The sequence below is a fragment of the Pseudomonas sp. DR48 genome (genome assembly GCF_019823085.1).
In the GTDB taxonomy this organism is placed as follows: domain Bacteria; phylum Pseudomonadota; class Gammaproteobacteria; order Pseudomonadales; family Pseudomonadaceae; genus Aquipseudomonas.
On record NZ_CP081946.1, the window covers coordinates 2095836 to 2118801 of the forward strand.

At 59.5% G+C, this 22966-nt stretch carries 17 protein-coding genes; 16 read left to right on the forward strand and 1 reads right to left on the reverse strand.

Translation table 11 applies throughout. The features are described from left to right. The first annotated feature begins 359 nt into the window (after positions 1 to 359). From K5K95_RS09605 to K5K95_RS09655, 11 genes are all read left to right on the forward strand, one after another. Positions 360 to 1712 carry a TolC family outer membrane protein gene (locus K5K95_RS09605; RefSeq protein ID WP_222589252.1) on the forward strand — a complete coding sequence of 451 codons (1353 nt, stop codon included), beginning with the start codon at positions 360 to 362 and terminating at the stop codon, positions 1710 to 1712. 37 nt (positions 1713 to 1749) lie between these two features. Continuing rightward, on the forward strand, positions 1750 to 3906 hold the full coding sequence (locus K5K95_RS09610; protein ID WP_222589253.1) for a type I secretion system permease/ATPase: 2157 nt from the start codon (positions 1750 to 1752) through the stop codon (positions 3904 to 3906). After that, positions 3896 to 5263 (forward strand): HlyD family type I secretion periplasmic adaptor subunit, encoded by a 1368-nt coding sequence (locus K5K95_RS09615; RefSeq protein WP_222589254.1) that lies wholly within the window; start codon positions 3896 to 3898, stop codon positions 5261 to 5263. The genes K5K95_RS09610 and K5K95_RS09615 overlap by 11 nt, the downstream gene beginning before the upstream one ends. 305 nt (positions 5264 to 5568) lie before the next feature. Continuing rightward, positions 5569 to 6456 (forward strand): TauD/TfdA dioxygenase family protein, encoded by an 888-nt coding sequence (locus tag K5K95_RS09620; protein WP_222589255.1) that lies wholly within the window; start codon positions 5569 to 5571, stop codon positions 6454 to 6456. 18 nt (positions 6457 to 6474) lie between these two features. Next, positions 6475 to 7500: an ABC transporter substrate-binding protein gene (locus K5K95_RS09625; protein WP_222589256.1), complete on the forward strand. Its 1026-nt coding sequence runs from the start codon at positions 6475 to 6477 to the stop codon at positions 7498 to 7500. 5 nt (positions 7501 to 7505) lie between these two features. Beyond that, positions 7506 to 8366 carry an ABC transporter ATP-binding protein gene (locus tag K5K95_RS09630; protein WP_222589257.1) on the forward strand — a complete coding sequence of 287 codons (861 nt, stop codon included), beginning with the start codon at positions 7506 to 7508 and terminating at the stop codon, positions 8364 to 8366. 20 nt (positions 8367 to 8386) lie between these two features. After that, on the forward strand, positions 8387 to 9253 hold the full coding sequence (locus K5K95_RS09635; protein WP_222589258.1) for an ABC transporter permease: 867 nt from the start codon (positions 8387 to 8389) through the stop codon (positions 9251 to 9253). Positions 9254 to 9454: 201 nt separating this feature from the next. Then, on the forward strand, positions 9455 to 10381 hold the full coding sequence (locus tag K5K95_RS09640) for a LysR family transcriptional regulator (RefSeq protein ID WP_222589259.1): 927 nt from the start codon (positions 9455 to 9457) through the stop codon (positions 10379 to 10381). A 212-nt stretch (positions 10382 to 10593) separates the two neighbouring features. Further along, a complete protein-coding gene (locus K5K95_RS09645) occupies positions 10594 to 12129 on the forward strand; it encodes an MFS transporter (RefSeq protein WP_222589260.1) in 1536 nt (511 codons plus the stop codon). Positions 12130 to 12155: 26 nt separating this feature from the next. Further along, positions 12156 to 13220 (forward strand): HlyD family secretion protein, encoded by a 1065-nt coding sequence (locus tag K5K95_RS09650; protein WP_222589261.1) that lies wholly within the window; start codon positions 12156 to 12158, stop codon positions 13218 to 13220. Further along, positions 13217 to 14767: an efflux transporter outer membrane subunit gene (locus tag K5K95_RS09655; protein WP_222589262.1), complete on the forward strand. Its 1551-nt coding sequence runs from the start codon at positions 13217 to 13219 to the stop codon at positions 14765 to 14767. Before K5K95_RS09650 ends, K5K95_RS09655 begins: the two co-directional genes overlap by 4 nt. Here the strand turns inward: K5K95_RS09655 and K5K95_RS09660 are convergent. Next, complete coding sequence (locus K5K95_RS09660) at positions 14748 to 15437, reverse strand: NYN domain-containing protein (RefSeq protein WP_222589263.1); 690 nt, start codon at positions 15435 to 15437, stop codon at positions 14748 to 14750. The genes K5K95_RS09655 and K5K95_RS09660 overlap by 20 nt on opposite strands. Positions 15438 to 15937: 500 nt before the next feature. Between K5K95_RS09660 and K5K95_RS09665 the strand changes: the two genes are divergently transcribed. The 5 genes from K5K95_RS09665 to K5K95_RS09685 all read left to right on the forward strand — a co-directional run bounded on the left by K5K95_RS09665 (position 15938) and on the right by K5K95_RS09685 (position 22915). Beyond that, a complete protein-coding gene (locus tag K5K95_RS09665) occupies positions 15938 to 16720 on the forward strand; it encodes an efflux RND transporter periplasmic adaptor subunit (protein WP_222589264.1) in 783 nt (260 codons plus the stop codon). Next, the gene (locus K5K95_RS09670; protein WP_222589265.1) at positions 16717 to 18036 is read left to right on the forward strand and encodes an efflux RND transporter periplasmic adaptor subunit; all 1320 of its coding nucleotides are present in this window, start codon (positions 16717 to 16719) and stop codon (positions 18034 to 18036) included. The genes K5K95_RS09665 and K5K95_RS09670 overlap by 4 nt, the downstream gene beginning before the upstream one ends. Beyond that, positions 18037 to 20133, forward strand: coding sequence for an HlyD family efflux transporter periplasmic adaptor subunit (locus K5K95_RS09675; RefSeq protein ID WP_222589266.1), 2097 nt, complete (start codon positions 18037 to 18039; stop codon positions 20131 to 20133). It begins immediately after the preceding gene. Positions 20134 to 20382: 249 nt separating this feature from the next. After that, positions 20383 to 21954 (forward strand): glycosyltransferase family 39 protein, encoded by a 1572-nt coding sequence (locus K5K95_RS09680; RefSeq protein ID WP_222589267.1) that lies wholly within the window; start codon positions 20383 to 20385, stop codon positions 21952 to 21954. 124 nt (positions 21955 to 22078) lie between these two features. Further along, positions 22079 to 22915, forward strand: coding sequence for a sulfotransferase family protein (locus K5K95_RS09685; protein WP_222589268.1), 837 nt, complete (start codon positions 22079 to 22081; stop codon positions 22913 to 22915). Positions 22916 to 22966 lie beyond the last annotated feature (51 nt).

Genomic DNA, 22966 nt, shown 5'->3' on the forward strand with positions numbered 1-22966 from the left:
TGAAGACTCTCCGGGTGTCACGTTCAGTTGACTTCCATGGACCTGATGGCGCACTCGCCAAAACTGTCTGGACGTACTTTCAAAATATTCGAGGCGTAACGTTGACGCGTTTGGTCGTCAAACATTTGGCTATGCTTTTTCGCTATTAACTATATGCCAAAGTATTGACCTTGCACTTCTCATCCTAAACACTCGCTCCCGTAATGTCACATTGATATTGAAGTGGCTATCTGCCCCGCAGAAGGCAGCTCGGTTACAAGTTCAACATTTCCGACATACGGTCATCACGATGACAATCATCCGATGCAGCGGCACGTTCTGCAGTGATTCAAGACAAGTAATTCCGGGAAATTCCAACCATGCGTTTGCAGCTGCTCAAGGCTTTACCTTTCGCCATAACCGCCGGTTTTGTTCAGGCGCAGTCACTTCCGGAGGCCATGCAACAGGCGTTGGACGTCCATCCCGAAATTCAGGCAGGTGTTAACAGTCGATTGGCGGCGGATTATCAATTAAAGGCAGCAAAAGGTGGATACCTGCCACGGGTCGATCTGCTGGGCGGTTATGGTCGCGAGGGAGCGGACAACGTCAATACGCGGTCTGCCGGCAATAATAATCACTGGGAAACTTTGAACCGAGGCGAGTCAAGTTTGCGGTTGTCGCAAATGGTTTTTGACGGTTTTGCGACGTCCAGTGAAGTGGGGCGTCAACAAGCCACCGTTAACTCCCGGGCCTATTCTTTATTGGGTACCTCGGAACGCACTGTACTGACCGTTGCACAGGTCTATCTCGATGTCCTGACCCGTCGCGAGTTCGTTCGTCTGGCCACCGACAACTTGAAGAGTCACGAGCGGATTTTTGACCAGATCAAGTTACGCACCCAGCGTGGCGTGGGCAGCGGTGCCGACCTCGATCAGGCAGAAGCGCGCATGGCCCAGGCCCGCAACAACTTGATCACCGAACAGACCAACCTGGCGGATGCCGAGACCAACTTTCTCAGTGCTGTGGGCCAGATGCCCGATCAACTGGAGCGCCCAGCCGAATTCCTCGCGCTGTTGCCGGCCAACTTGAATGAAGCCCGCGCGCAGATGTTGGAAAACAGCCCGATCCTGCGTTCCGCCGAGTCCGATATCGCCGCTGCCGAAAAGCAATACGACACCGCCAAATCGTCCTTCTACCCGCGCTTCGATGCCGAACTGGGTCGCACCGCCGACAACGATCTCGACGGTCAGAACGGTCACACCAACGAATGGCAAGCCATGCTGCGCATGCGCTTTAACCTGTATGCCGGTGGCAGTAACAAGGCTGATCTGGAGTCCAAGTCCTACCTGTCGAACCAGGCCCTGGATATCCGCAATAATGCCCTGCGCGTATTAAATGAAGAGTTGGGCCTGGCCTGGAATGCGCTGAACAATGCCAACGCCCAAGTGCCGATCGCCCAGCAATATGTTGATCACAGCACCAGTGTGCGCACTGCGTATCAGCGGCAGTTCAGCCTGGGCGAACGCACTTTGCTCGACCTGCTCGACAGTGAAAACGAACTGTTCACCGCTTCCCGTCGCCTGGCGGAGATCAAGAACATTCAGTTATTTACTCAATATCGAATCAAGGCGACCATGGGCGAGTTGCTCAAAAGCCAGGGAGTGGTCGCACCGTTGGCATCCGTTGTGCAGAACGATGTGAAGCCCAGGGTCCAGCTACCCGGGATGAATTGAGTCTTCCTTATTCAACTGTTTGCCAAGAGTGCCGAGCGTGGAATCAGAAGTCAGTCGAGTTCAACTCATTCATGATCCACGCGCGCTGCACGACGATCCGTTACTGGATGGTCTGCTGGCCCTGTGCACGTTGCATCAGAAGCCGGCCAGCGCCGCGATGTTGACCACCGGGTTGCCGTTACCCAAGCAGCGCCTGAGTGTGGAACTGCTGCCCCGCGCGGCAGCCCGCGCCGGCCTGCAAGGGCGGGTGCTGCAACGCAAGCTTGAGCAGATTCCAACGATTGCCATGCCGGCGCTGCTGCTGCTCAAGGACGGTCGAAGTGCCGTCCTGCTCGGTTGGCAAGGTGAGGATCAGGCCCGCGTATTGCTCAGCGAAAGCGATGGCGGTGAAAGCGTTGTCAGTCGCGAACTGTTGGCCGACGACTACATCGGCAAGGTGTTCTTCGCCCAGCCCCAACACAAATTCGACGTCAATCACGGCACGCTGATCCCGCGTGCGCGCTCGTGGTTCCGCGACACCCTCAAGCGTTCGCGCTGGCTGTACGCCGATGCCATTGCCGCCAGTTTCCTGATCAACATCATCGCCATGGCCGCGCCGCTGTTCGTGATGAACGTCTACGACCGCGTTGTGCCGAACCAGGCCGAATCGACTCTCTGGGTGCTGGCCATCGGCATCACGGGCGCCTATCTGTTCGACCTGATCCTCAAAAGCCTGCGCAGCTTGTGCCTGGATCTGGCCGGCAAGAAAACCGACCTGATCATCTCGGCCACGTTGTTCGAGCGCATTGTCGGCATGGCCATGAAGTATCGCCCGGCCCGGGTCGGCAGCTTTGCCCAGAACATCCATGAGTTTCAGAGCCTGCGCGACTTCCTCGCCTCGCTGACCCTGACCAGCCTGATCGACCTGCCGTTTACGCTGCTGATCTTTTTGGTCATCGCGATCCTCGGCGGTCACCTTGTGTGGATCCCGGTGCTGGCGTTCCCGATTGCGTTGCTGATCGGTTATGCCTTGCAGAAGCCGTTGGTGGCGACCATGGAACGAACCATGGCCCTGGGCGCCGAGCGTCAATCGAGCCTGATCGAAACCCTCGCCGGCCTCGACGCGGTGAAGGTCAACAACGCTGAAAGTGAACGTCAGTACCAGTGGGAACAGACCATCGGCACCCTCAGCCGCCTCGAACTGCGGGTGAAAATGCTTTCCGGCCTGGCGATGAACATCACCTTGCTGATCCAGCAATTGGCTGGCGTGATCATGATCGTTTTCGGCGTGTACCAGATCATCGACGGGCACCTGAGCATGGGCGGTTTGATCGCCTGTTATATGCTCAGTGGCCGCGCGCTCAGCCCGCTGGCTTCGTTGTCGGGCCTGTTGACCCGCTACCAGCAAGCGCGTGTGACCATGACCTCGGTCGATCAAATGATGGAGTTGCCGCAAGAGCGCAATTTCGATGAACGTCCGTTGAGCCGCAAGGTGCTGCAAGGCGCCATCGAATGCCGGCAGCTGAACTTCACCTACCCGAATCAGCAAAACGCGGCGCTGAAAAACATCAACCTGATCATCAAGCCTGGCGAGAAGATCGGCATCATCGGTCGCAGCGGCTCGGGCAAAAGCTCCCTGGCCAAACTGCTGGTGGGTCTCTATCAGCCGGACGAGGGCGCACTGTTGGTGGATGGCGTCGATATTCGCCAGATCGATGTCAGTGAATTGCGCTACAACATCGGTTATGTGGCGCAGGACATCCAGTTGCTGGCCGGCACGTTGCGCGACAATCTGGTGTCAGGTGCGCGCTATGTCGAAGACGAAATGGTCCTGCAAGCGGCCGAACTGGCCGGAGTACACGAGTTCGCCCGTCTGCACCCGCAAGGCTATGAGCTCCAAGTCGGTGAGCGCGGGCAGAACCTGTCCGGCGGTCAGCGCCAGAACGTCGCCCTGGCCCGGGCGTTGCTGCTCAACCCGCCGATCCTGCTGCTCGATGAACCCACCAGCGCCATGGATAACACCGGTGAAGAACGCCTCAAGCAACGCCTCGCCGCCGTCGTCGAGAGCAAAACCGTGGTGCTGGTGACGCACCGGGCGTCGCTGTTGTCGCTGGTGGATCGCTTGATCGTTATCGACCGTGGACAGATTCTCGCCGATGGCCCGAAAGCCGCCGTGATGGAAGCGTTGAAAAAGGGGCAGATCAGTGTTGCTTAAGTCCGGGGTCAAGAACTCCATTCGCCGTTACTTCAAAGGCTCCGAGTCGCTGCATGGCCAGCCACTGCCCGAGGTCAATAAAGCGCTGATCGAAGACGCCCCACGTGTGGTGCGGCTGACGATCTGGGCGATCATCGGTTTCTTCGTGTTCCTGATGCTCTGGGCCAACTACGCGGTGATCGACGAAGTCACCAAGGGCGACGGCAAGGCTATTCCGTCGTCGAAGATCCAGAAAATCCAGAACCTCGAAGGCGGTATCGTCTCCGAGCTGTTCGTGACCGAAGGGCAGATCGTCGAAGCGGGCGCACCGTTGATTCGCCTGGACGACACCCGTTTCGCCTCCAACGTGGGCGAAACCGAAGCCGATCGACTGTCGATGCTGCTGCGCGTGGAACGCTTGAGCGCCGAAGTCGATGATCGTCCGCTGAATTTCCCCGCCGATGTGCTCAAGGCTGTTCCTGGCCAGGCTGCCAGCGAGGAGTCGCTGTACATCAGCCGCCGCCAGCAACTGCACGATGAAATCGGAGGGCTGCAGGAGCAGTTGATCCAGCGTCAGCAAGAGCTGCGCGAATTTACTTCCAAACAGTCGCAGTACCGCAACGGACTGTCGTTACAACGTCAGGAAATCGCCATGTCCGAGCCGCTGGTGGCTCAGGGCGCTGTATCGCCGGTTGAAGTGCTGCGGCTCAAGCGCGCCGAGGTCGAAACCCGTGGCCAGCTGGACGCCACGACGCTGGCGATCCCTCGCGCCGAATCGGCGATCAAGGAAGTGCAGCGCAAGATCGACGAGACGCGCGGCAAGTTCCGCAGCGAGGCCCTGACCCAACTCAATGAAGCACGCACGGACCTGAACAAGGCCCAGGCCACCGGCAAAGCGCTGGAAGATCGGGTCAGCCGGACGCTGGTCACCTCGCCGGTACGAGGCATCGTCAACAAGTTGCTGGTGAACACCATCGGCGGCGTGATCCAGCCGGGCAGTGATCTGGTGGAAATCGTGCCGCTGGACGACACCTTGCTAGTGGAGGCGAAGATTCGTCCGCAGGACATTGCGTTCTTGCATCCGGGGCAAGAAGCGACGGTGAAATTCACGGCGTACGACTACACCATTTATGGTGGGCTCAAGGCCAAGCTGGAGCAGATCGGTGCCGATACCATCACCGATGAAGACAAGAAGACCACGTACTACATCATCAAGCTACGCACGGAGCGCAGCCACCTGGGGACAGATGAGAAACCGTTGCTGATCATTCCGGGGATGGTGGCTTCGGTGGATATCATCACGGGCAAGAAAACTATTCTCAGCTACCTGCTCAAACCGATTATTCGGGCGCGGGCAGAGGCTTTGCACGAACGGTAAATCTTCTTTGCGGCTTAGGGCCTCTTCGCGAGCAAGCCCGCTCCCACATTGGTTATGTGATCGACACAAATCCAATGTGGGAACGGGCTTGCCCGCGATGGCGGCCTCAATAGCGATAAAAATCAAAAGCCATATCGTTATTCGATAACGATATTTAAATTTAAGTTCTTATATCTATAAAGTCACTTCCCTGCGTACCTGCCGACCAATCGGCGCGCCGCACGACACGAACCAACACGGAACCTCCGTGAGTTTCTTGATCGACGTGCGCGCCCATGAGCGTGCCGTGCGTGGGAGTGATTTTTATGTCAGCCGTCTCTGCGTCACCCGCAATCGCGCCACAAGCCTTCGACATCCGCCCGTTCAGCGGCGCTGTCGGTGCCGAGATCATCGGTCTCGATCTGTCCCGACCGATCAATGATCAGGACTTCGCCCGCATCCACCGCGCGCACCTTGACCATCACGTCGTGGTGTTCCGCGACCAGCGCATTACCCCCGAGCAGCAGATCGCCTTCAGTCGCCGATTCGGCGTGTTGCAGATCCACGTGCTCAAGCAATTCCTGCTGGCCGGGCATCCGGAAATCCTCATCGTTTCCAACATCATCGAAAACGGCCAATCCATCGGCCTCGGTGACGCCGGCAAGTTCTGGCACTCCGACCTTTCCTATAAAGAACTGCCTAGCCTGGGCTCGATGCTGCACGCCCAGGAGCTGCCATCCGAAGGTGGCGACACGCTGTTCGCCGACATGCACAAAGCCTGGGACAACCTGCCCGAGGCGCTGCGCAAGGCTGTCGAAGGTCGCTCGGCTGCGCACTCATATACGGCGCGCTACAGCGAGACCAAATTCGAAGGAAACTGGCGTCCGACGCTGACGCCGGAGCAATTGGCTCAGGTCGCCGAAGTCATCCATCCGATCGTCCGTACGCACCCGGAAAACGGTCGCAAGGCGTTGTTCGTCAGCGAGGGTTTCACTACCCGCATCGTCGGTTTGCCGGAAGACGAGAGCAAGCAACTGCTCGCCGAGCTCTATGCCCACAGCGTGCTGCCGCAAAACATTTATCGCCACCAATGGCAGGCCCACGACCTGGTGTTCTGGGACAACCGCTCGCTGATCCACCTTGCCGCCGGATGCCCAAGTCATCTGCGCCGCAAGTTGTATCGAACCACCATCCAGGACGACGCGCCTTACTGATTCCGTCGGAGATCGATCATGTCCAAACGTCTTCCATTCGCACCGCTGGCAGCTGCCATCGGTTTGGGTTTCAGCTTGATTGCCGGCAGCCTGGTGGCGCCGACTGTGGCCCATGCTGAAGGTGAAATCCGCATTGCCGAGCAGTTCGGTATTGTCTATTTGTTGCTCAACGTGGTGCGCGATCAGAACCTGATCGAGAAGTACGGCAAGCAGGAAGGCATCGACATCAAGGTCGACTGGACTCAGTTGTCCGGTGGCGCTGCGGTCAACGATGCGTTGCTCTCCGGTTCCATTGATATCGCCGGTGCCGGCGTCGGTCCGCTGCTGACGATTTGGGACCGCACCCACGGCAAGCAGAACGTCAAGGCCGTGGCTTCCCTGGGCAACTTTCCGTACTACCTGGTGAGCAACAATCCCAAGGTCAAGACCATCGCTGACTTCACCGAAAAGGATCGCATTGCGGTGCCGGCGGTTGGCGTTTCGGTGCAGTCGCGTTTCTTGCAATACGCAGCGGCCAAGCAGTGGGGTGACAAGGAATTCAATCGCCTCGACAAGTACACCATCGCGGTTCCACACCCGGACGCCACCGCCGCGTTGGTTGCCGGAGGCACCGAGTTGTCCGGGCACTTTTCCAACCCGCCGTTCCAGGATCAGGAACTGGCCAATCCTAATGTGCACGTGGTCTTGAATTCCTATGACGTGCTCGGCCCGAACTCGCCGACCGTGCTGTTTGCCACCGAAAAATTCCGCGATGAAAACCCGAAAACATATAAAGCCTTCGTCCAAGCGCTGACTGAAGCGGCCGAGTTCGCTCAGAAAGACAAAGGCGCCGCCGCCGACACTTACATCCGTGTCACCAAGGCGAAAATCGACCGCGCCGACTTGTTGAAAATCATCGACAACCCGCAATTCGAGTTCAGCGTCACGCCGAAAAATACTTACCCGTTGGCCGAATTCCTCTACCGCGTCGGCGCGATCAAAAACAAACCGGATTCGTGGAAGGACTACTTCTTCCAGGACGCCAAACCACTGCAAGGGAGCTGATTGCCATGAACGCCCCTTTGCAAGGCCACACGGTCAGCAAACCGAACGACACCGCACAGGCGCTGCTGTCGGTCGACAATGTCAGCCTCGAATATCGCACGCCGCAGCGAGTGGTTCGGGCGACGCATCAAGTCAGTTTTGAAATCGATCCGGCGGACCGTTTTGTGCTCCTGGGGCCGTCAGGTTGCGGCAAGTCGACGTTGCTCAAGGCGGTTGCCGGGTTTATCCGGCCCTGCGAGGGCGAGATCCGCCTTCAAGGGCAAACCGTCGATGCGCCGGGGCCGGACCGGATCGTGGTGTTCCAGGAGTTCGACCAACTGCCGCCATGGAAAACCGTCAAACAGAACGTGATGTTTCCGCTGCTCGCCTCGAAAACCCTCAAACGCAAAGAGGCCGAGGAGCGGGCGCTGCACTACCTGGACAAGGTCGGTCTGGCGGCGTTTGCCGATGCCTACCCGCACACCTTGTCCGGTGGCATGAAGGCGCGCGTGGCGATCGCCCGGGCGTTGGCGATGCAACCGAAAATCCTCTTGATGGACGAACCCTTCGCCGCCCTTGATGCGCTCACGCGCCGCAAGATGCAGGAGGAATTGCTGCTGCTTTGGGAGGAAGTGCGTTTCACGCTGCTGTTCGTCACTCACTCCATCGAAGAAGCGCTGGTGGTGGGCAATCGCATCCTGTTGCTGTCGCCACATCCGGGGCGGGTACGGGCGGAAGTCCACAGCCATCAATACGATCTGCACAGCCTTGGCGGCGTGGCGTTTCAGGAGTCTGCGCGGCGCATTCACCGATTGTTGTTCGATGAAGGCCAGTCACCGGAAACCGAACGTGAGCTGGATTTCACTGACATCCGCATCGCTTATTGAGCCATTGAGAGGAGCGCCCGATGAGCCATTTATCATCCCCGCGTGAAGAATTCGAAATCGTTCTGCAGCCGCTCACGAGCGTGCCGCTGGAGCGTGAACTACCGCTTGGTCAGCGCCTGTGGCAGCAAGGCTGGATTCGTAAAAGCCTGATCCTGATTCTGCTTGCGGTGCTGTGGGAAGTGGTTGCCCGCGTGCAGAACAACGACCTGCTGCTGCCCAGTTTTTTACAAACCGCCAGTGCGCTGTATGACGGTTTGCTCAGCGGTGAGTTGCTCGGCAAGGTCTGGATTTCCCTGGTGGTGCTGCTCAAGGGTTACCTGATCGGCATTGTGCTGGCGTTTGCCCTGACCACGCTGGCGGTGTCGACGCAGTTTGGGCGCGACCTGCTGAGCACCTTGACCTCGATGTTCAATCCGCTGCCGGCCATTGCGCTGTTGCCGTTGGCGTTGCTGTGGTTCGGTCTGGGGCAGAACAGCCTGATTTTCGTGCTGGTGCATTCGGTGCTCTGGGCGCTTGCGTTGAACACCTATGCCGGATTTCTCGGGGTCTCGGAAACCTTGCGCATGGCCGGGCGTAATTACGGTCTCAAGGGCATGCGTTTTGTGTTGTTCATTCTGATTCCGGCGGCACTGCCGTCGATCCTCGCCGGATTGAAAATCGGCTGGGCCTTCGCCTGGCGTACGTTGATCGCCGCTGAACTGGTGTTCGGCGCCACCAGCGGCAAAGGCGGGTTGGGCTGGTATATCTTCCAGAATCGCAATGAACTGTACACCGACAAAGTATTTGCCGGGTTGGCGGTGGTGATCTTGATCGGGTTGCTGGTGGAGAACCTGGTGTTTGATTCGCTGGAGCGGGTGACGGTCAAGCGCTGGGGGATGCAGCGCTGAGTTTTGTGGTGTCCGGGCTGACGCCATCGCGAGCAGGCTCGCTCCCACAGTTTATGTGTTGAATACAAAGTCTGCATCCACTGGAAATCCCTGTGGGAGCGGGCTTGCCCGCGAAGGGGCCAGACCTGCCACCACATAAGTCAGGAGAATGTTTGTTAGCATTGCGTCTGAGTCAATCCACCTCAGATACGAGTGCTCACCATGCAACTCCCGGACATGAATCTTCTGGTCGCCCTCGACGCTCTGCTCGACGAGGGCAGCGTTGTCGGCGCCGCGCGGCGAATGAACCTCAGTCCGGCAGCAATGAGCCGCACCCTGACGCGGATCCGTGAGGCCATTGGCGATCCGATTCTGGTGCGCGCCGGTCGTGGCCTGGTGCCAACGCCCAAGGCGTTGGCGTTGCGCGAGCAGGTGCGCGATCTGGTCGAGCAGGCCGCGCGGCTGTTCCGCTCTGCCGATGACGTGGACTTGGGCAGTTTGCGTCGCCGATTCAGTATTCGGGCCAACGATTTTTTCGTTGGTGTTTACGGGGGCAAGCTTTTCGACACGATGGAGCGCCAGGCCCCGCACTGCGAATTGCGCTTCGTGCCCGAGGGCGATGGCGATGACGAGGCCTTGCGTGAGGGGCGAATCGACTTAAGCGTCAGCAACAATCGTCCGGTCATGCCGGAAGTGAAGGTGCAGAACTTGTTTTCCACGCACTTTGTCGGCTTGGTGCGTGAAGATCACCCCTTGTTTGCGCAAGAGATCACGGCTGAACGCTATGCCGGGTTCTCCCATATCAGCATGTCCCGCCGCGGGATCGCTCGCGGGCCGATCGATACGGCACTCAGCGCGTTGGGGCTGGAACGGCGGGTGGCGGTGATTGCGCCGAGTTTCCATGCGGCAATGTTTGCGCTGCCGGATTCCGATTTGATCCTGCCGGTTCCTCAGGAAGCCATTTTGAGCGTGCGACGCCTGGGCTTGAAACTACGCTCCTTTACCCTGCCTGTGCCCTTGCCAACCCTGATGCTGACCCAGGCCTGGCACCCACGCTACGACAATGATCCGGCCCATCGTTGGCTGCGTGAAACACTCAAGGCCTGTTGCGACGAGACGTGGCTGGCCGCGCAACCCTCCGCAAGCTGATCACTGACTTGCTGTGGGAGCGGGCTTGCTCGCGAAGGGGCCATCACATTCAACATCAATGGCGACTGATACGCCGCTTTCGCGAGCAAGCCCGCTCCCACACGTTCTTCATTGCTGCGTCCAGTGCACTTATAAGCTGCCGATAAGTCAATTTTCGTAATGTCCTGCACTTCTTAAAATGCCCCGGTGTTCAAACCCCGGAGCTTGCAGCAATGACTTCCCTTACGGTCACGGCACCGCTCGCCGTGGCCAGTCCGGCTGCCGCCGCGCCCCCGGTCTTCGGCCCGCGAATCATCATCGGCCTGGTGGGCGTGTTGCTGGCGGTGCTGGTGTCGGGCCTCAACGAGATGGTGACCAAAGTCGCGCTGGCCGACATCCGTGGCGCGTTAGCGATCGGCTACGACGAAGGCACTTGGTTGGTCGCCAGTTACACGGCGACGTCGGTGGCCGCGATGGCCTTCGCGCCATGGTGCGCGGTGACGTTCTCGTTGCGGCGCTTCACCCTCTGCGCCATCAGCGCCTTCACCGTATTGGGCGTCTTGTGCCCGTTCGCGCCGAACTACGAAAGCCTGCTGCTCATGCGCACGTTGCAAGGCCTGGCCGGCGGCGCGCTGCCGCCGATGCTGATGACCGTCGCGCTGCGATTTTTACCGGCCAACGTGAAGCTTTACGGTCTGGCAGGTTATGCGCTGACGGCCACTTTTGGCCCAGGCCTCGGCACGCCGTTGGCGGGTTTGTGGACCGAGTATGTCGGCTGGCAGTGGACCTTCTGGCAAGTCATCGCGCCGTGTCTGATTGCCATGGCGGCGGTCGCCTACGGCTTGCCGCAGGATCCGCTGCGTCTGGAGCGTTTCAAGCAATTTAACTGGCGCGGATTACTCCTTGGTTTTCCGGCGATTTGCATGCTGGTGATCGGCATCCTGCAGGGCAATCGGCTGGATTGGTTCGAGTCGAACCTGATCTGCGGATTGCTCGGCGGTGGTCTATTGCTGCTGGTGCTGTTCCTGATCAATGAATGGTCGCAGCCGATCCCGTTTTTCAAGATGCAGATGCTCGGCATCCGCAACCTGTCGTTCGCCTTGTTGACCCTGGCGGGCGTGCTGGTGGTGCTGTTGGCGGTGATCATCCTTCCGTCCAGCTACCTGGCGCAGGTGCAGGGTTATCGCCCTGTCCAGACCGCGCCGATCATGCTGCTGGCGGCGTTGCCACAGTTGATCGCGCTGCCGTTGGTGGCGGCGTTGTGCAACTTGCGTTGGGTCGATTGTCGCTGGGTACTGGGGATCGGTCTGAGCCTGTTGGCGCTGTCTTGCATCGGTGGTTCGCACCTGACGTCGGTGTGGATTCGCGACGATTTCTACGTCCTGCAATGGCTGCAAATCCTCGGTCAGCCGATGGCGGTGCTGCCGCTGCTGATGCTTTCTACCGGCAGCATCACGCCAATGGAAGGCCCCTATGCCTCGGCCTGGTTCAACACCGTGAAAGGCCTTTCGGCGGTGGTTGCCACCGGGGTGATCGAAGTGTTGACCACCACGCGTCTGCATTTTCACTCGACCATGCTGGTGGACAACCTCGGTAACTCGCCGCTGGCTGACAGAGACAATGCGGGCCTTGCTCATCGCCTGCATGAACAAGCCGTCGTGCTGACGGCATCCGATCTTTATCTGTGCATGGCGGGCGTCGCCGTGACGCTGATCCTGCTGATTTTCTGGTTGCCGACGCGGATTTATCCACCGCGCGCACCGACATGAACGTTTCACTGAGACAGAAGGTTTTTATGACGACTCAAGCAAAGCAAAAAATGGCGGTCAGCATCGTCGCTGTGGTGGCGGTCGGCGTGCTGGTTTACCTGCTGGCGCCAGGCTTTTTTGGCAAACGCACACAACAGAGTACCAACGATGCCTTTGTCTCGGCGGACTTCACTCTGGTGGTGCCTCGCGTGGCGGGTTTCATCAAGGAAGTGCTGGTGGAAGACAACCAACAGGTCAAGGCTGGTCAGTTGCTGGCGCTGATCGATGATCGGGATCTGCGTGCCGCCGCCCAAGCCGCCGACGCCGAAACGCTGGTGGCCAGGGCGCAATTGCAAAACGCGCGGGCCACCCTTGAGCGCCAGACATCGGTGATTGCTCAAGCGCAGGCGTCAGTGGTGTCGGCCAAGGCTGAAATGGACTTTGCCGCGCACGAGTTGAATCGCTACAACCACTTGGCCGGCGTGGGTGCGGGTACGGTGCAGAACGCTCAGCAAGCGCGCACGCGCATTGATCAGGCCACTGCTCGATTGGCCAACGTGACCGCAGTGCTGGCGGCGGAACGCAAGCAAGTGGAGATCCTCACCGCTCAGCGCGACGCGGCCGAAGGTGGACTGAAGCGAGCGCAAGCGGCGCTGGAAATGGCCAGCTACGAGCTGTCTTACACGCGCATCGTTGCGCCGCAGGACGGCATGGTTGGCGAGCGCGCAGTGCGGGTTGGCGCTTACGTGACGCCGGGCAGCAAAATTCTGGCGGTGGTGCCGCTGGCCCAGGCTTACGTGGTGGCCAATTTTCAGGAAACCCAACTGACTGATGTGAAACCGGGTCAGGGCGTGCAAGTGCGTGTCGACAGCCTTGGCAGCGAAGTCCTGAACGGTCGCGTCGAGAGCATCGCCCCGGCCACCGGCGTGACGTTCGCGTCGGTGAAACCGGACAACGCCACTGGCAACTTCACCAAGGTGGTGCAGCGGATTCCGGTGAAGATTGTGCTGGAACCGGGGCAGGCATTGGCCGAGCGGTTGCGGGTGGGGATGTCGGTCGAAGCGAGGATCGATACGGCGAGCAACGCCTCGCGTGAGGTGGCTCAGCAATGAAGATATTTTTCGACTGGGCTGACGCCTTCGCGGGCAAGCCCGCTCCCACAGTTGACCGCATTCCAATGTGGGCTTGCCCGCGAAGAGGCCGGTGGCCTCAACTTACTTTTTGCGCCTTACTGGTCCTTAGCCTTTCAGCCTGCACTGTCGGCCCGGACTTCCACAAACCGCAAGCGCAACAAATTACCGAATGGTCAAAACCAGTAAAAGCCGCTGCCAGCCAAGCCATCGCCGAAACCATGGATGAGCGCTGGTGGGAAGTCTTCAACGACCCGAAACTCTCCGCCCTGAGCCAACGAGCCCTGACCGACAACCTCGACCTGAAACTCGCCAGCAGCCGCCTGCAACAAAGCCGTGCCGTGCGCCAGGTGGTTACCGCCGAGCGTTACCCCAACACCGCCGCCACGGGCAGTTACGGACGTAAACGCAACAGCGGCGAAGGATTGATGGACCCGTCCGGCCACAACGGCGACTCGGCGTTCAATCTGTGGGATGCAGGTTTCTCCGCATCCTGGGAGCTGGATTTATGGGGCCGTGTGCGTCGCGAAACCGAAGCTGCGGATGCGACCCTTGAAGTCGCGGAAAACGATCGTCGCGGCGTGCTGCTGTCGGTGCTCGCCGAAACGGCTCAGGACTACATTCAATTGCGCGGCGTACAAAGCACTCGCGCCGTCACTGAGCAAAACCTCTACGTCGCCCGCCACAGCTTGAAACTGTCGCAACTGCGTCTGGCCGACGGCGTTGCCACCGACCTGGACGTCGCCGAAGCGGCGGCTCAAGTCGCCGCCATTGAATCGCGCTTGCCCGCGCTTGAACAGCGTCAGTCGCAACTGATCAATGCCCTCAGCCTGTTGATGGGTGAACCACCGCAAGCGCTGTTCGCCGAGTTATCCACAGACGTCCCCGTGCCGCCAACCCCGCGTCAGGTCGCTATCGGCCTGCCGTCGCAATTGGCCGAACGCCGTCCGGATATCCGCCAGGCCGAAGCTCGCCTGCATGCCGCTACAGCGAGCATCGGCGTGGCCAAGGGCGATTTCTATCCACGGATTACCTTGTCCGGCAGCCTCGGCTCGCAAGCCCTGCAGCTCAGTGATTTCGGCTCCTGGGGCTCGCGCTCGTTTGGCATCGGCCCACAACTGAGCTTGCCGCTGTTCGATGGTGGACGTTTGCGCGGCGTTCTGAACTTGCGCGAGGCACAGCAACAGGAGGCCGCTATCGCCTACCAGCAAACCGTACTACGTGCGTGGCATGAAATAGATGATCAACTGACCGTCTACAACGCCAGCCAACTGCGCCGCGACAGCCTCGCCGAAGCCGTGCGCCAGAACCAGATCGCCCTGCGCACCGCGCAGCAGCAATACGTGGAAGGGGTGGTGGACTTCGTCAACGTGCTGACGGTTCAAGGCGCGTTGCTGGCGACTCAGGAACAATTCGTGGAGATCTCGACCGCGGTCTCGCTGGCGATGGTGGGTTTGTATAAAGCGTTGGGTGGGGGATGGGAGTCGGTGTATCCATTGGCCAATGCCGTTACCAATAATCCGGCTTGATTGCCGGCGTTTTACGGGTAGGCACGCGATCCGGGAACTGGTGTGATTGCAGCTCTTCTGCGGAGATAGCCTTTCGCATCCAGTGCGAGCGTTCTTTCAAAGAGCCGGGCGGGGTTCGTTTGAAACCACTCCTGTATGGAAGAACGATACCTACGGTTATTTGGGGAAAGTCTTCTCGGATAGCTTTCAGTGCGGGAGCCATGTCTGTATCCCCGGACACCAGCACAAGTTGCTGGATGCGTTCAGCATCGGGAGCCTTGGTTTGTCTAGCTGCTGTGCGGTACATGCTTATCGCGATATGGACGTCAGTTTCCTTTTCTTCGAGTTTCCAGATTGGGGTTGTGTCTTGACGCGAGGCTCTGATTTTCTTGCTGATAAAACGGGGGGCGCGTGCGGGTTCGAGTTGATGGCGACCATAGTGAACGGCAACGTTGTGAGCCTTTAGGGCGCGGACGTAACTGTCTTGAGCCTCCTTGGAAACAATGCCGCGAGTAGCCAGGTCTGGTTTGACCGAGGACGTGAAATAGTCAATTGAGGCCGTAGAGCTTTGAGGGTTTTCAATGTGAGCGATATAAGCCAACAACTGCGGCAGGTTTAGCCATTTATAAGGTGTGTCAGTCAGTAACCCGTAGAACACGTTATAGCCATCAACGAAGAATGCAGTGCGCACAAACACAACCCTCAGAAACGAAAAAACCGGCCGAAGCCGGTTTTTTCACCCCAACTGCCAGAGAACCTAATCTCTGCGTACGGGGTTGAGTAGTGGGCTGATCCTAAATTGAGTGCGTCACGCACGTCAACCTCGTTTGACCAAGACCCCTTCGACTGGATGATTTCCAGCGCCGGCAAGGGCTAGTTTTGTGCACTTGCATGGTCGATGGTCAAGGTGTTCCCAGGCTCAATTGTTAACAATCACTGCTTGAGAGACCTGACGGTCACTGTCTTTCGTTAGATCTGAAAATTGTCTATAGCCGGCATCAGTTTATATTGAACGGAGGTTCCCGATTCCGTGTGGGATTTAATACCGACCATCCTTTCGGGTGGCAATCAATCACCCACTCTAGAAAGTTTGTCTTTTTGAAACATCACATTTCCATCCAATAACATCCATCCACTTGACGCCCATCCACCCTGTCATAGACTCCGCTCATCCGTCAGGGAGATACGGTTATGCAGCGTGTTCGTGGTTGGGTTATTGGATTGACCTTGGTGACATGCGCAGTTCAGGCGCAAACGCCCGTTCCAGACGATCCGTTGTTGGAAAACAGTGCCACTGGCAGCAGCACAACGGCCAGCAGTGAGGCTCGCGGCGTGTTGCGAGCCAGGGATCAAGCGGTGCTTGCCAGTGAGTTGTCCGGGCGCATTGTCGAGTTGCCGTTCAGTGAGGGCGAGTCGTTCAAGAAGGGCGATACGCTGGCGCGTTTTGATTGCTCGGCGTATCAGGCCCAACTCAATGCCGCTCAAGCAGCCAACCGTGGCGCGGGTGAAGAGCTGGCGCACAATAAACAGCTGGCGGCGTTGAATTCGGTCGGGCGCTTTGAAGTGGCGCGGGCCGAGGCCAAGGTCAGCGAAACACAAGCGCAGTCCCAGGTTTATCAGGTTCAGGTCAAACGCTGCAGCGTGTTGGCGCCGTTCGATGGGCAAGTGGTCGAGCGCAAGGTCAAGCGCTATGAAAGTGTTGCCGCTGGCGCTCCCTTGCTGGACGTGGTCGACAACCGCACCCTGGAAATTCATCTGCTGGTGCCGTCGCGCTGGATGGCCCGGCTCAAACCCGGCCAGACCTTCAGTTTTGTTCCCGATGAAACCGGCCATCCACTGGATGCCACGGTCAAGCGCCTCGGTGCGCGGATCGATGAAGGCAGCCAGACTTTGCTGCTGGTCGCGACGCTTCCCAATGCCAACGGTTTGCTGGCGGGCATGAGTGGCACGGCGCGATTCGCGGAGCTTAAATGAACGCGCCGGTTGCCAGCGGCGCCGAACAAGTCTTCGCCAGGTTTCTTGATCTCGAGCGTCTGACCCGCGCGGCGCGCACGCCTTCGCAGCTGGCCTACAGCCTGGTCAATGACGGGCAGGCGTTGTTCGGCTTTCGCCACGCGGCGCTGTTGATCGCCGGCAAGGTGCAAGCGGTGACGGGCGTCAGCACGGTGGAGCCGAATGCGCCGTTCGTGGCGTTCGTCGAACAGGCCGTGGCTCAATTGTTCAAGGCCGATCTGCTGAAACTGGCCCGGGTGATCCCGGCGAATGTGCTCAGTGAATCGATCCAGGCCGATTGGCAAAGTCTTTCGGCGGCCCATGTGTTCTGGCTGCCGCTGATCGATCATGAAGGTGAGGTGTTCGGAGGTCTGTGGCTGGCGCGGGATCTGCCGTGGAATCCTTCCGAACAGGTGCTGCTGTCGCAACTGGGCGACACCTACAGCCATGCCTGGCTGGCGCTGCAACCGCGCAAGCCGTGGCGACTGCGCTGGACCCGAAAACGCCAGGTGGCGTTGCTTGCCCTGGTGTTGCTCGCGTTGCTGATCCCGGTGCGCCAATCGGTGCTGGCGCCCGCCGAAGTGGTTCCGTTGGGCGGTCGCGTGGTGGCTGCGCCGCTGGACGGGGTGATCACCGAGTTCCTGGTCAAGCCCAATCAGACGGTAAAAAACGGCGAGCTGTTGCTGCGCTTCGAAAGCACCACGCTCAAGGCTCAGGCCGATGTGGCTGAACGAGCGTTGGGCGTTGCCGAAGCGGAACTCAAGGCCAATTCCCAACGCTCGTTCGCTGATGCTGAATCAAGTTCGAAGATCGATCTGTTGGCCGCGCGAGTCGAGCAAAAACGCGCCGAACGGGATTACGCCCGCGAATTGCTCAAACGCAGCGAAGTGCGCGCCGAGCGCGACGGTATCGCGGTGTTCGCCGACGCGGAGCGCTGGACAGGAAAACCGGTACAGACCGGCGAGCGGCTGATGGAAATTGCCGACCCGAATCAGGCCGAGTTACGTATCGAATTGGCGGTGGGCGACGCCATTGCCCTTGCGCCCGGCGCGCAAGTCGCGCTGTTTCTCGACAGCGATCCGTTGCACCGACACCTGGCCACACTTGAACGGTCGGCCTATGAGGCGCAACCCACGGTAGCCGGGCAACTGGCTTATCGTCTGGATGCGAATTTTGCGGGGGCGCCGCCGCGCATCGGCCTGCGCGGCACCGCCAAGATTTTCGGCGACCGTGCACCGCTGGCGTTGTACCTGCTACGCCGACCGCTGGCCGGGTTGCGCCAGAGTGTGGGCCTTTAGATGAGCCTGCCGAACCTGCGCGCCGACTTGCAGCTGACGCCCGCTGCTCCGGCGCTTGATGGCTCGCCGCGCTGGACCTTGGCCGACCCGGTGCGCGGCCGCTATTTCAAACTCGGCGCGACGGCGATGCGTTTGCTGCGTCATTGGTCCCTGGGAGACCCAGAACAAGTGCTGCGTGCCGCCAACCGCGAACCCGGCTTGCCACTCGATGGCGCGGAGCTGGAGCAGTTGCTGGGCTTTTTGCGCAGCCACGATCTGATCAGCGCGCTCGATCCGCAACAGCGCGCCAGTTACAGCCTCAAAGCCGCCGCCCAGCGGCAGACGCTGTGGCAGGTGTTGTTGCACCAATACTTGTTCTTCCGTATTCCGCTGTGGCGCCCGGACGCTTTTCTCAATCGTGCCTGGCCTTGGCTTGAGCGCTTCGGCCCGCGAGCGCTGCGCTACGGATTCCCGGTCATCCTGGGGCTCGGGGTATTTCTGGTGTCCCGGGACTGGCAACGTTTTATCGCCACCTTCCCGCATTTGTTCAGCCTCGGCGGCGCGCTGGCGTTCGGCGTGGCGCTGTTCTTCGCCAAGCTCTGTCATGAGTTCGGTCACGCGTTCATGGCCAAGCGCGCGGGCTGTCGGGTGCAGAGCATGGGCGTAGCGTTCATGGTCTTGCTGCCGATGTTTTACACCGACGTCAGCGACGCCTGGCGGGTCAATGATCGCCGCGCGCGGCTGCTGATCGGCGCCGGAGGTGTGCTGGCGGAACTGCTGCTGGCCTGCATCGCGCTCCTCATCTGGTCACTGCTGCCCGAGGGGCCCGGACGCACGGCGGCGTTCATGCTCGCCAGTGCCACCTGGATCACCACGCTGATGATCAATCTCAATCCGTTCATGCGTTTTGATGGCTACTTTTTGCTCAGCGACTTATGGGAGGTGGATAACCTGCAAGGGCGAGCATTTGCCTTGTGCCGTTGGCGGCTACGAGAGTTTTTGTTTGGTTATGGCGCGGCGGCGCCGGAGCCTTGGTCGCCGAAGATGCAGCGCCGGTTGCTGATTTGGGGCTACGGCTCGTGGCTGTGGCGCGCGGCGTTGTTTTTCGGGATCGCCCTGGCGGTTTATCACCTGTTCTTCAAAGTGTTGGGGATTTTCCTGATGCTGGTGGAGCTGGTGTGGTTCATCTTCTTGCCCATTTTGAGCGAGTGGCGGCAATGGTGGAGCCGAAGGGAACAGGCGTATGCCCCACGAGTTTTGCTCAGCAGCCTGGCGTTGCTTGGGCTGCTCCTGGCGCTGGGATTGCCATGGCGCAGCGCGGTGGAGTTGCCGACGATGCTTGAGGCCGGACGCGCCAGTGCGCTGCATGCGCCGGTTGCGTCACGAGTCAAAACGGTAAATGTGCACGACGGCCAGGTGGTTGCACAGGACGAGGTGTTGATTGAACTGGAATCGCCGGACCTGGATTCGCGCCAGGCCATCGTCCGTCGCGAAATCCAGATCCAGCAATTGCAGATGCGCCGTCAGGCCAGTCGCAGCGAAACCGCCGCCGATGCCGGTATTGTCGAGCAACGCCTGGCAGAGGCCGTGGCTGAATATCGCGGATTGGCTGCCCAACGTGAACGTCTGCTGCTGCGCGCGCCTCACGCCGGCACCGTACGCGATCTGTTGCCACAACTGACGGTCGGTCGCTGGCTGTCGACCAAGGACCCCTTGGCGCGCGTCGTTGAAGACGGTGCGCGGTTGCGTGGCTATCTGGCCGAAGCCGAACTGTGGCGCGTTGCCCCGGGCGCCACCGGGCGGTTCATTGCCGACGACCCGATGCACCCGGCGATCGCCGTCAAATTGGCCGAAATCGACACCAATGGCGCGGCTTATGTCGATCAGGAGGCGCTGACGTCCGATCATCACGGGCCGATCGCGGTGCGTCGCGATCCGCATCAACGGGCCGAACCGGTGCAGGGACAATACGGAGCCAGGTTGAGCACCCTCGAAGAGGTGCCGACGCCGATGCAACCCTTGCGCGGCGTGGTGGTGTTGCAGGGACGCGGCGAGTCATTGCTGGGCGTTGCCTGGCGACGCATGGCGGCACTGGGTGTCAGGGAAAGCGGTTTCTAAGAGCAAACGACGCCGGACACTAGAAACATCCCGGCTCCGGCAATTCCAGCGAGCAAAAACCTTCGACTAATTCTGTGGAGCCCAGGCTCCAAAAATTTCTGTGGCCGGGTCACGCCGCGCCACAGCCTGGTTGATCCGCCTGATTGCCGAATGTCGTTGGTCGTAAAGCCAGCATCGACGACGGTACTGTCGCTGCCCTACAGTGAGCGCACGATCCAGTATTTGTCAGTGGCAATCTTGAGGGGAGCAATGGAAGTACGTAGAGAAACGCCGGTTGACGGCACCCAGGGCCCGCATGCTGCACCCCGCCCCTGGGCGCATGTTCAGCGTTTGCTGCGGTGGGTACGCGAGCATTGGCTGTTACCGATCCTGATTTTGGCCACGGCAGTGCGTTTCTACGACCTGACGGCGGCGGCTATTTGGGGCGACGAAGGTTCCAGTCTGCTATTGAGCCAGTATTCGTTAAGCGGGATCTGGCAGCACGCCGCCCACGATGTACACCCGCCGCTGTATTTCATGATCCTGCACGGCTGGATCGAGTTGTTCGGCGATGGCATTTTCTCGATCCGATGTCTCAGCGCATTACCCGGAATCGCCACGGTATGGCTCGGCGTATGGCTGATGGACTTGATCGCCACTCGGCGTGCCGCGCTGCTGACCGGTGTCCTGCTGGCGCTGCTGCCCACGGCGGTGCGCTACAGCCAGGAAGTGCGGATGTACTCGCTGCTGGGCCTGTGGTTGATCGGTGCGACGATTGCCTTGGTCTACTGGATCAGATACCCCCGGCGCACGCGTTATCTGGTCGCCTACGCCCTGCTGATGACGGCCGCGTTCTACACCCATTACTTCACGGCCCTGTGCGTTCTTTGCCACTGGCTGTACCTGGGGGTGATTCGTTTACAGCCAGGCTATCGATTGCGGCACATTCAGCGCCCTGGCTGGTGGCTGGCGAACGGGGCCATCGTGCTGTTGTACCTGCCGTGGGTGCCGAGCCTGATCGATCTGATCCAGCACATGGATCAGCTCAAAGCCAATGGTGATGTCGGGTGGGAAGATCCCGTCACGATCAGCTCCTTGCCTTCGATGATCTGGTCGTTCCTGATCCAGGACGATGGCGAAAAGCTTCCGACGCCGCTATTTATCGCCATGCCCCTGGCAGTGCTGGCCTTGATGTGGGTGGCACTGGCCCGCGACCGCAGTGTTTTTCGTGGCAGTGCTTTGGTGGCGATCTATAGCGTTGTACCGCTGCTGCTGGTGTTTGGGGTGTCCTATATTTCGCCGGTGTTCATCGAGCGTTACGTCACTGCGTACGCCCTCGGGCTGCCGATGATCGCTGCGCTGGCCATTGATCGCCTGTATTCGGGTTTTCGGGTGATTGCGCTGGTGGCGCTGATGCTGTTTGTCGGTGTCGAACTGGTGGGAGTGAAAAACAACGCCACGGTGGATACCAATGACCAGATCAGTGTCATGGTCGAATACGTCAACCAGCACTTCGTTGCCGGGGACCGGATCGTCACCAGCGACATGCTCTGGTACCTCAGCTATGTCTATTACAACCGCACCGACACCAAGCCGTTGCTGTATACGCCCCCATTGCCCAATGGCACTTCGAGCCGGCCGAATGCCTATGGTTTCGGCACGCTGGTCACTCAGGACGTTTATCTCGACAGCCTTGGCAGCCTGCCCAAAGGCACCAGCCGCGTATGGTTGATCGGAACCGCCGAGGGGCCGGACGAATTTGCACCATTGCCAGCAGGGTGGCAGGGCGTTAGCAAAACCCAGGCGGGAGGCGCCAATGCGCGCTTGTTCGTGATGCATTGAGTCAGAAATAAAAATCACATTTTTAAAGGATTTAGCTTCGATTTGATATCAAAACACCACTACTTGTAAGGCCATTCTTCGTCTACGCTGCTCATACGTAAAGGACTTATGTGCAGGTGAACGGATGCAACAGTTCCATTTCATTTCAGGCTTGCCGCGGTCGGGTTCGACCCTGCTGTCGGCAATCCTGTTGCAGAACCCGCGTTTTCACGCAGGCATGACCAGCCCCGTTGGCACGCTCTTTACCAGTGTCCTCGAACAATGCAGCGCCGGTAGCGAGTTCGGTGCGGTGATCGACACGCCGTTGCGTCGGCGTCTGTTGCGCGGATTGTTCGACTCCTACTATGCCGATCAGGCCGACAAGCCCGTCATCTTCGATACCAATCGACAGTGGTGCTCGCGTTTGCCGGCGTTGCAGGATCTGTTTCCCAAGGCCAAAACCATTGCCTGCGTGCGCAACGTCGCCTGGGTGATGGACAGCCTCGAGCGCCTTTATCGCGCCAACCCGTTCGAGAACACCAAGCTGTTCAACGACGAAGTCGAGCGCAACACCGTCTACAGCCGTTGTGAAACCCTGGCCCAGCGCAATCGCCTGGTGGGTTTTGCCTGGACTGCGCTCAAAGAAGCTTATTACGGTGAAAACGCTGACTCGTTGCTGATCGTCGATTACGACCTGCTCAGCCAGGCGCCGGAGCGGGTGTTGCGGCTGGTGTACGAATTTATCGGCGAGCCGTGGTTCGAGCATGACTTCAACAACCTCATCTACGATGCGCCGGAGTTTGACCAGGCACTGGGCGTTTCGGGGCTGCATCGAGTCAAACGCCAAGTGGCGCTGGAATCACGGCGCACCATCCTGCCGCCGGACCTGTTCGACAAATATGCAGAACTGTCCTTTTGGCACGATGGGTCCTCCAGCGCCGCCAATGTCATTCGTATGAAATCCGAAGCCGCGATCAATTAATTGATCGCGGTTGTTTCCTGGCCGTCATAAAAGTTCGAGTTCGGGTGAGCA

Coding starts and splice junctions, on each gene's coding strand:
- K5K95_RS09665 (WP_222589264.1), top strand. CDS start 15,938: ATGCAGCGTGTTCGTGGTTGGGTTATTGGATTGACCTTGGTGACATGC.
- K5K95_RS09655 (WP_222589262.1), top strand. CDS start 13,217: ATGAAGATATTTTTCGACTGGGCTGACGCCTTCGCGGGCAAGCCCGCT.
- K5K95_RS09605 (WP_222589252.1), top strand. CDS start 360: ATGCGTTTGCAGCTGCTCAAGGCTTTACCTTTCGCCATAACCGCCGGT.
- K5K95_RS09635 (WP_222589258.1), top strand. CDS start 8,387: ATGAGCCATTTATCATCCCCGCGTGAAGAATTCGAAATCGTTCTGCAG.
- K5K95_RS09650 (WP_222589261.1), top strand. CDS start 12,156: ATGACGACTCAAGCAAAGCAAAAAATGGCGGTCAGCATCGTCGCTGTG.
- K5K95_RS09680 (WP_222589267.1), top strand. CDS start 20,383: ATGGAAGTACGTAGAGAAACGCCGGTTGACGGCACCCAGGGCCCGCAT.
- K5K95_RS09645 (WP_222589260.1), top strand. CDS start 10,594: ATGACTTCCCTTACGGTCACGGCACCGCTCGCCGTGGCCAGTCCGGCT.
- K5K95_RS09685 (WP_222589268.1), top strand. CDS start 22,079: ATGCAACAGTTCCATTTCATTTCAGGCTTGCCGCGGTCGGGTTCGACC.
- K5K95_RS09675 (WP_222589266.1), top strand. CDS start 18,037: ATGAGCCTGCCGAACCTGCGCGCCGACTTGCAGCTGACGCCCGCTGCT.
- K5K95_RS09670 (WP_222589265.1), top strand. CDS start 16,717: ATGAACGCGCCGGTTGCCAGCGGCGCCGAACAAGTCTTCGCCAGGTTT.
- K5K95_RS09620 (WP_222589255.1), top strand. CDS start 5,569: ATGTCAGCCGTCTCTGCGTCACCCGCAATCGCGCCACAAGCCTTCGAC.
- K5K95_RS09625 (WP_222589256.1), top strand. CDS start 6,475: ATGTCCAAACGTCTTCCATTCGCACCGCTGGCAGCTGCCATCGGTTTG.
- K5K95_RS09630 (WP_222589257.1), top strand. CDS start 7,506: ATGAACGCCCCTTTGCAAGGCCACACGGTCAGCAAACCGAACGACACC.
- K5K95_RS09640 (WP_222589259.1), top strand. CDS start 9,455: ATGCAACTCCCGGACATGAATCTTCTGGTCGCCCTCGACGCTCTGCTC.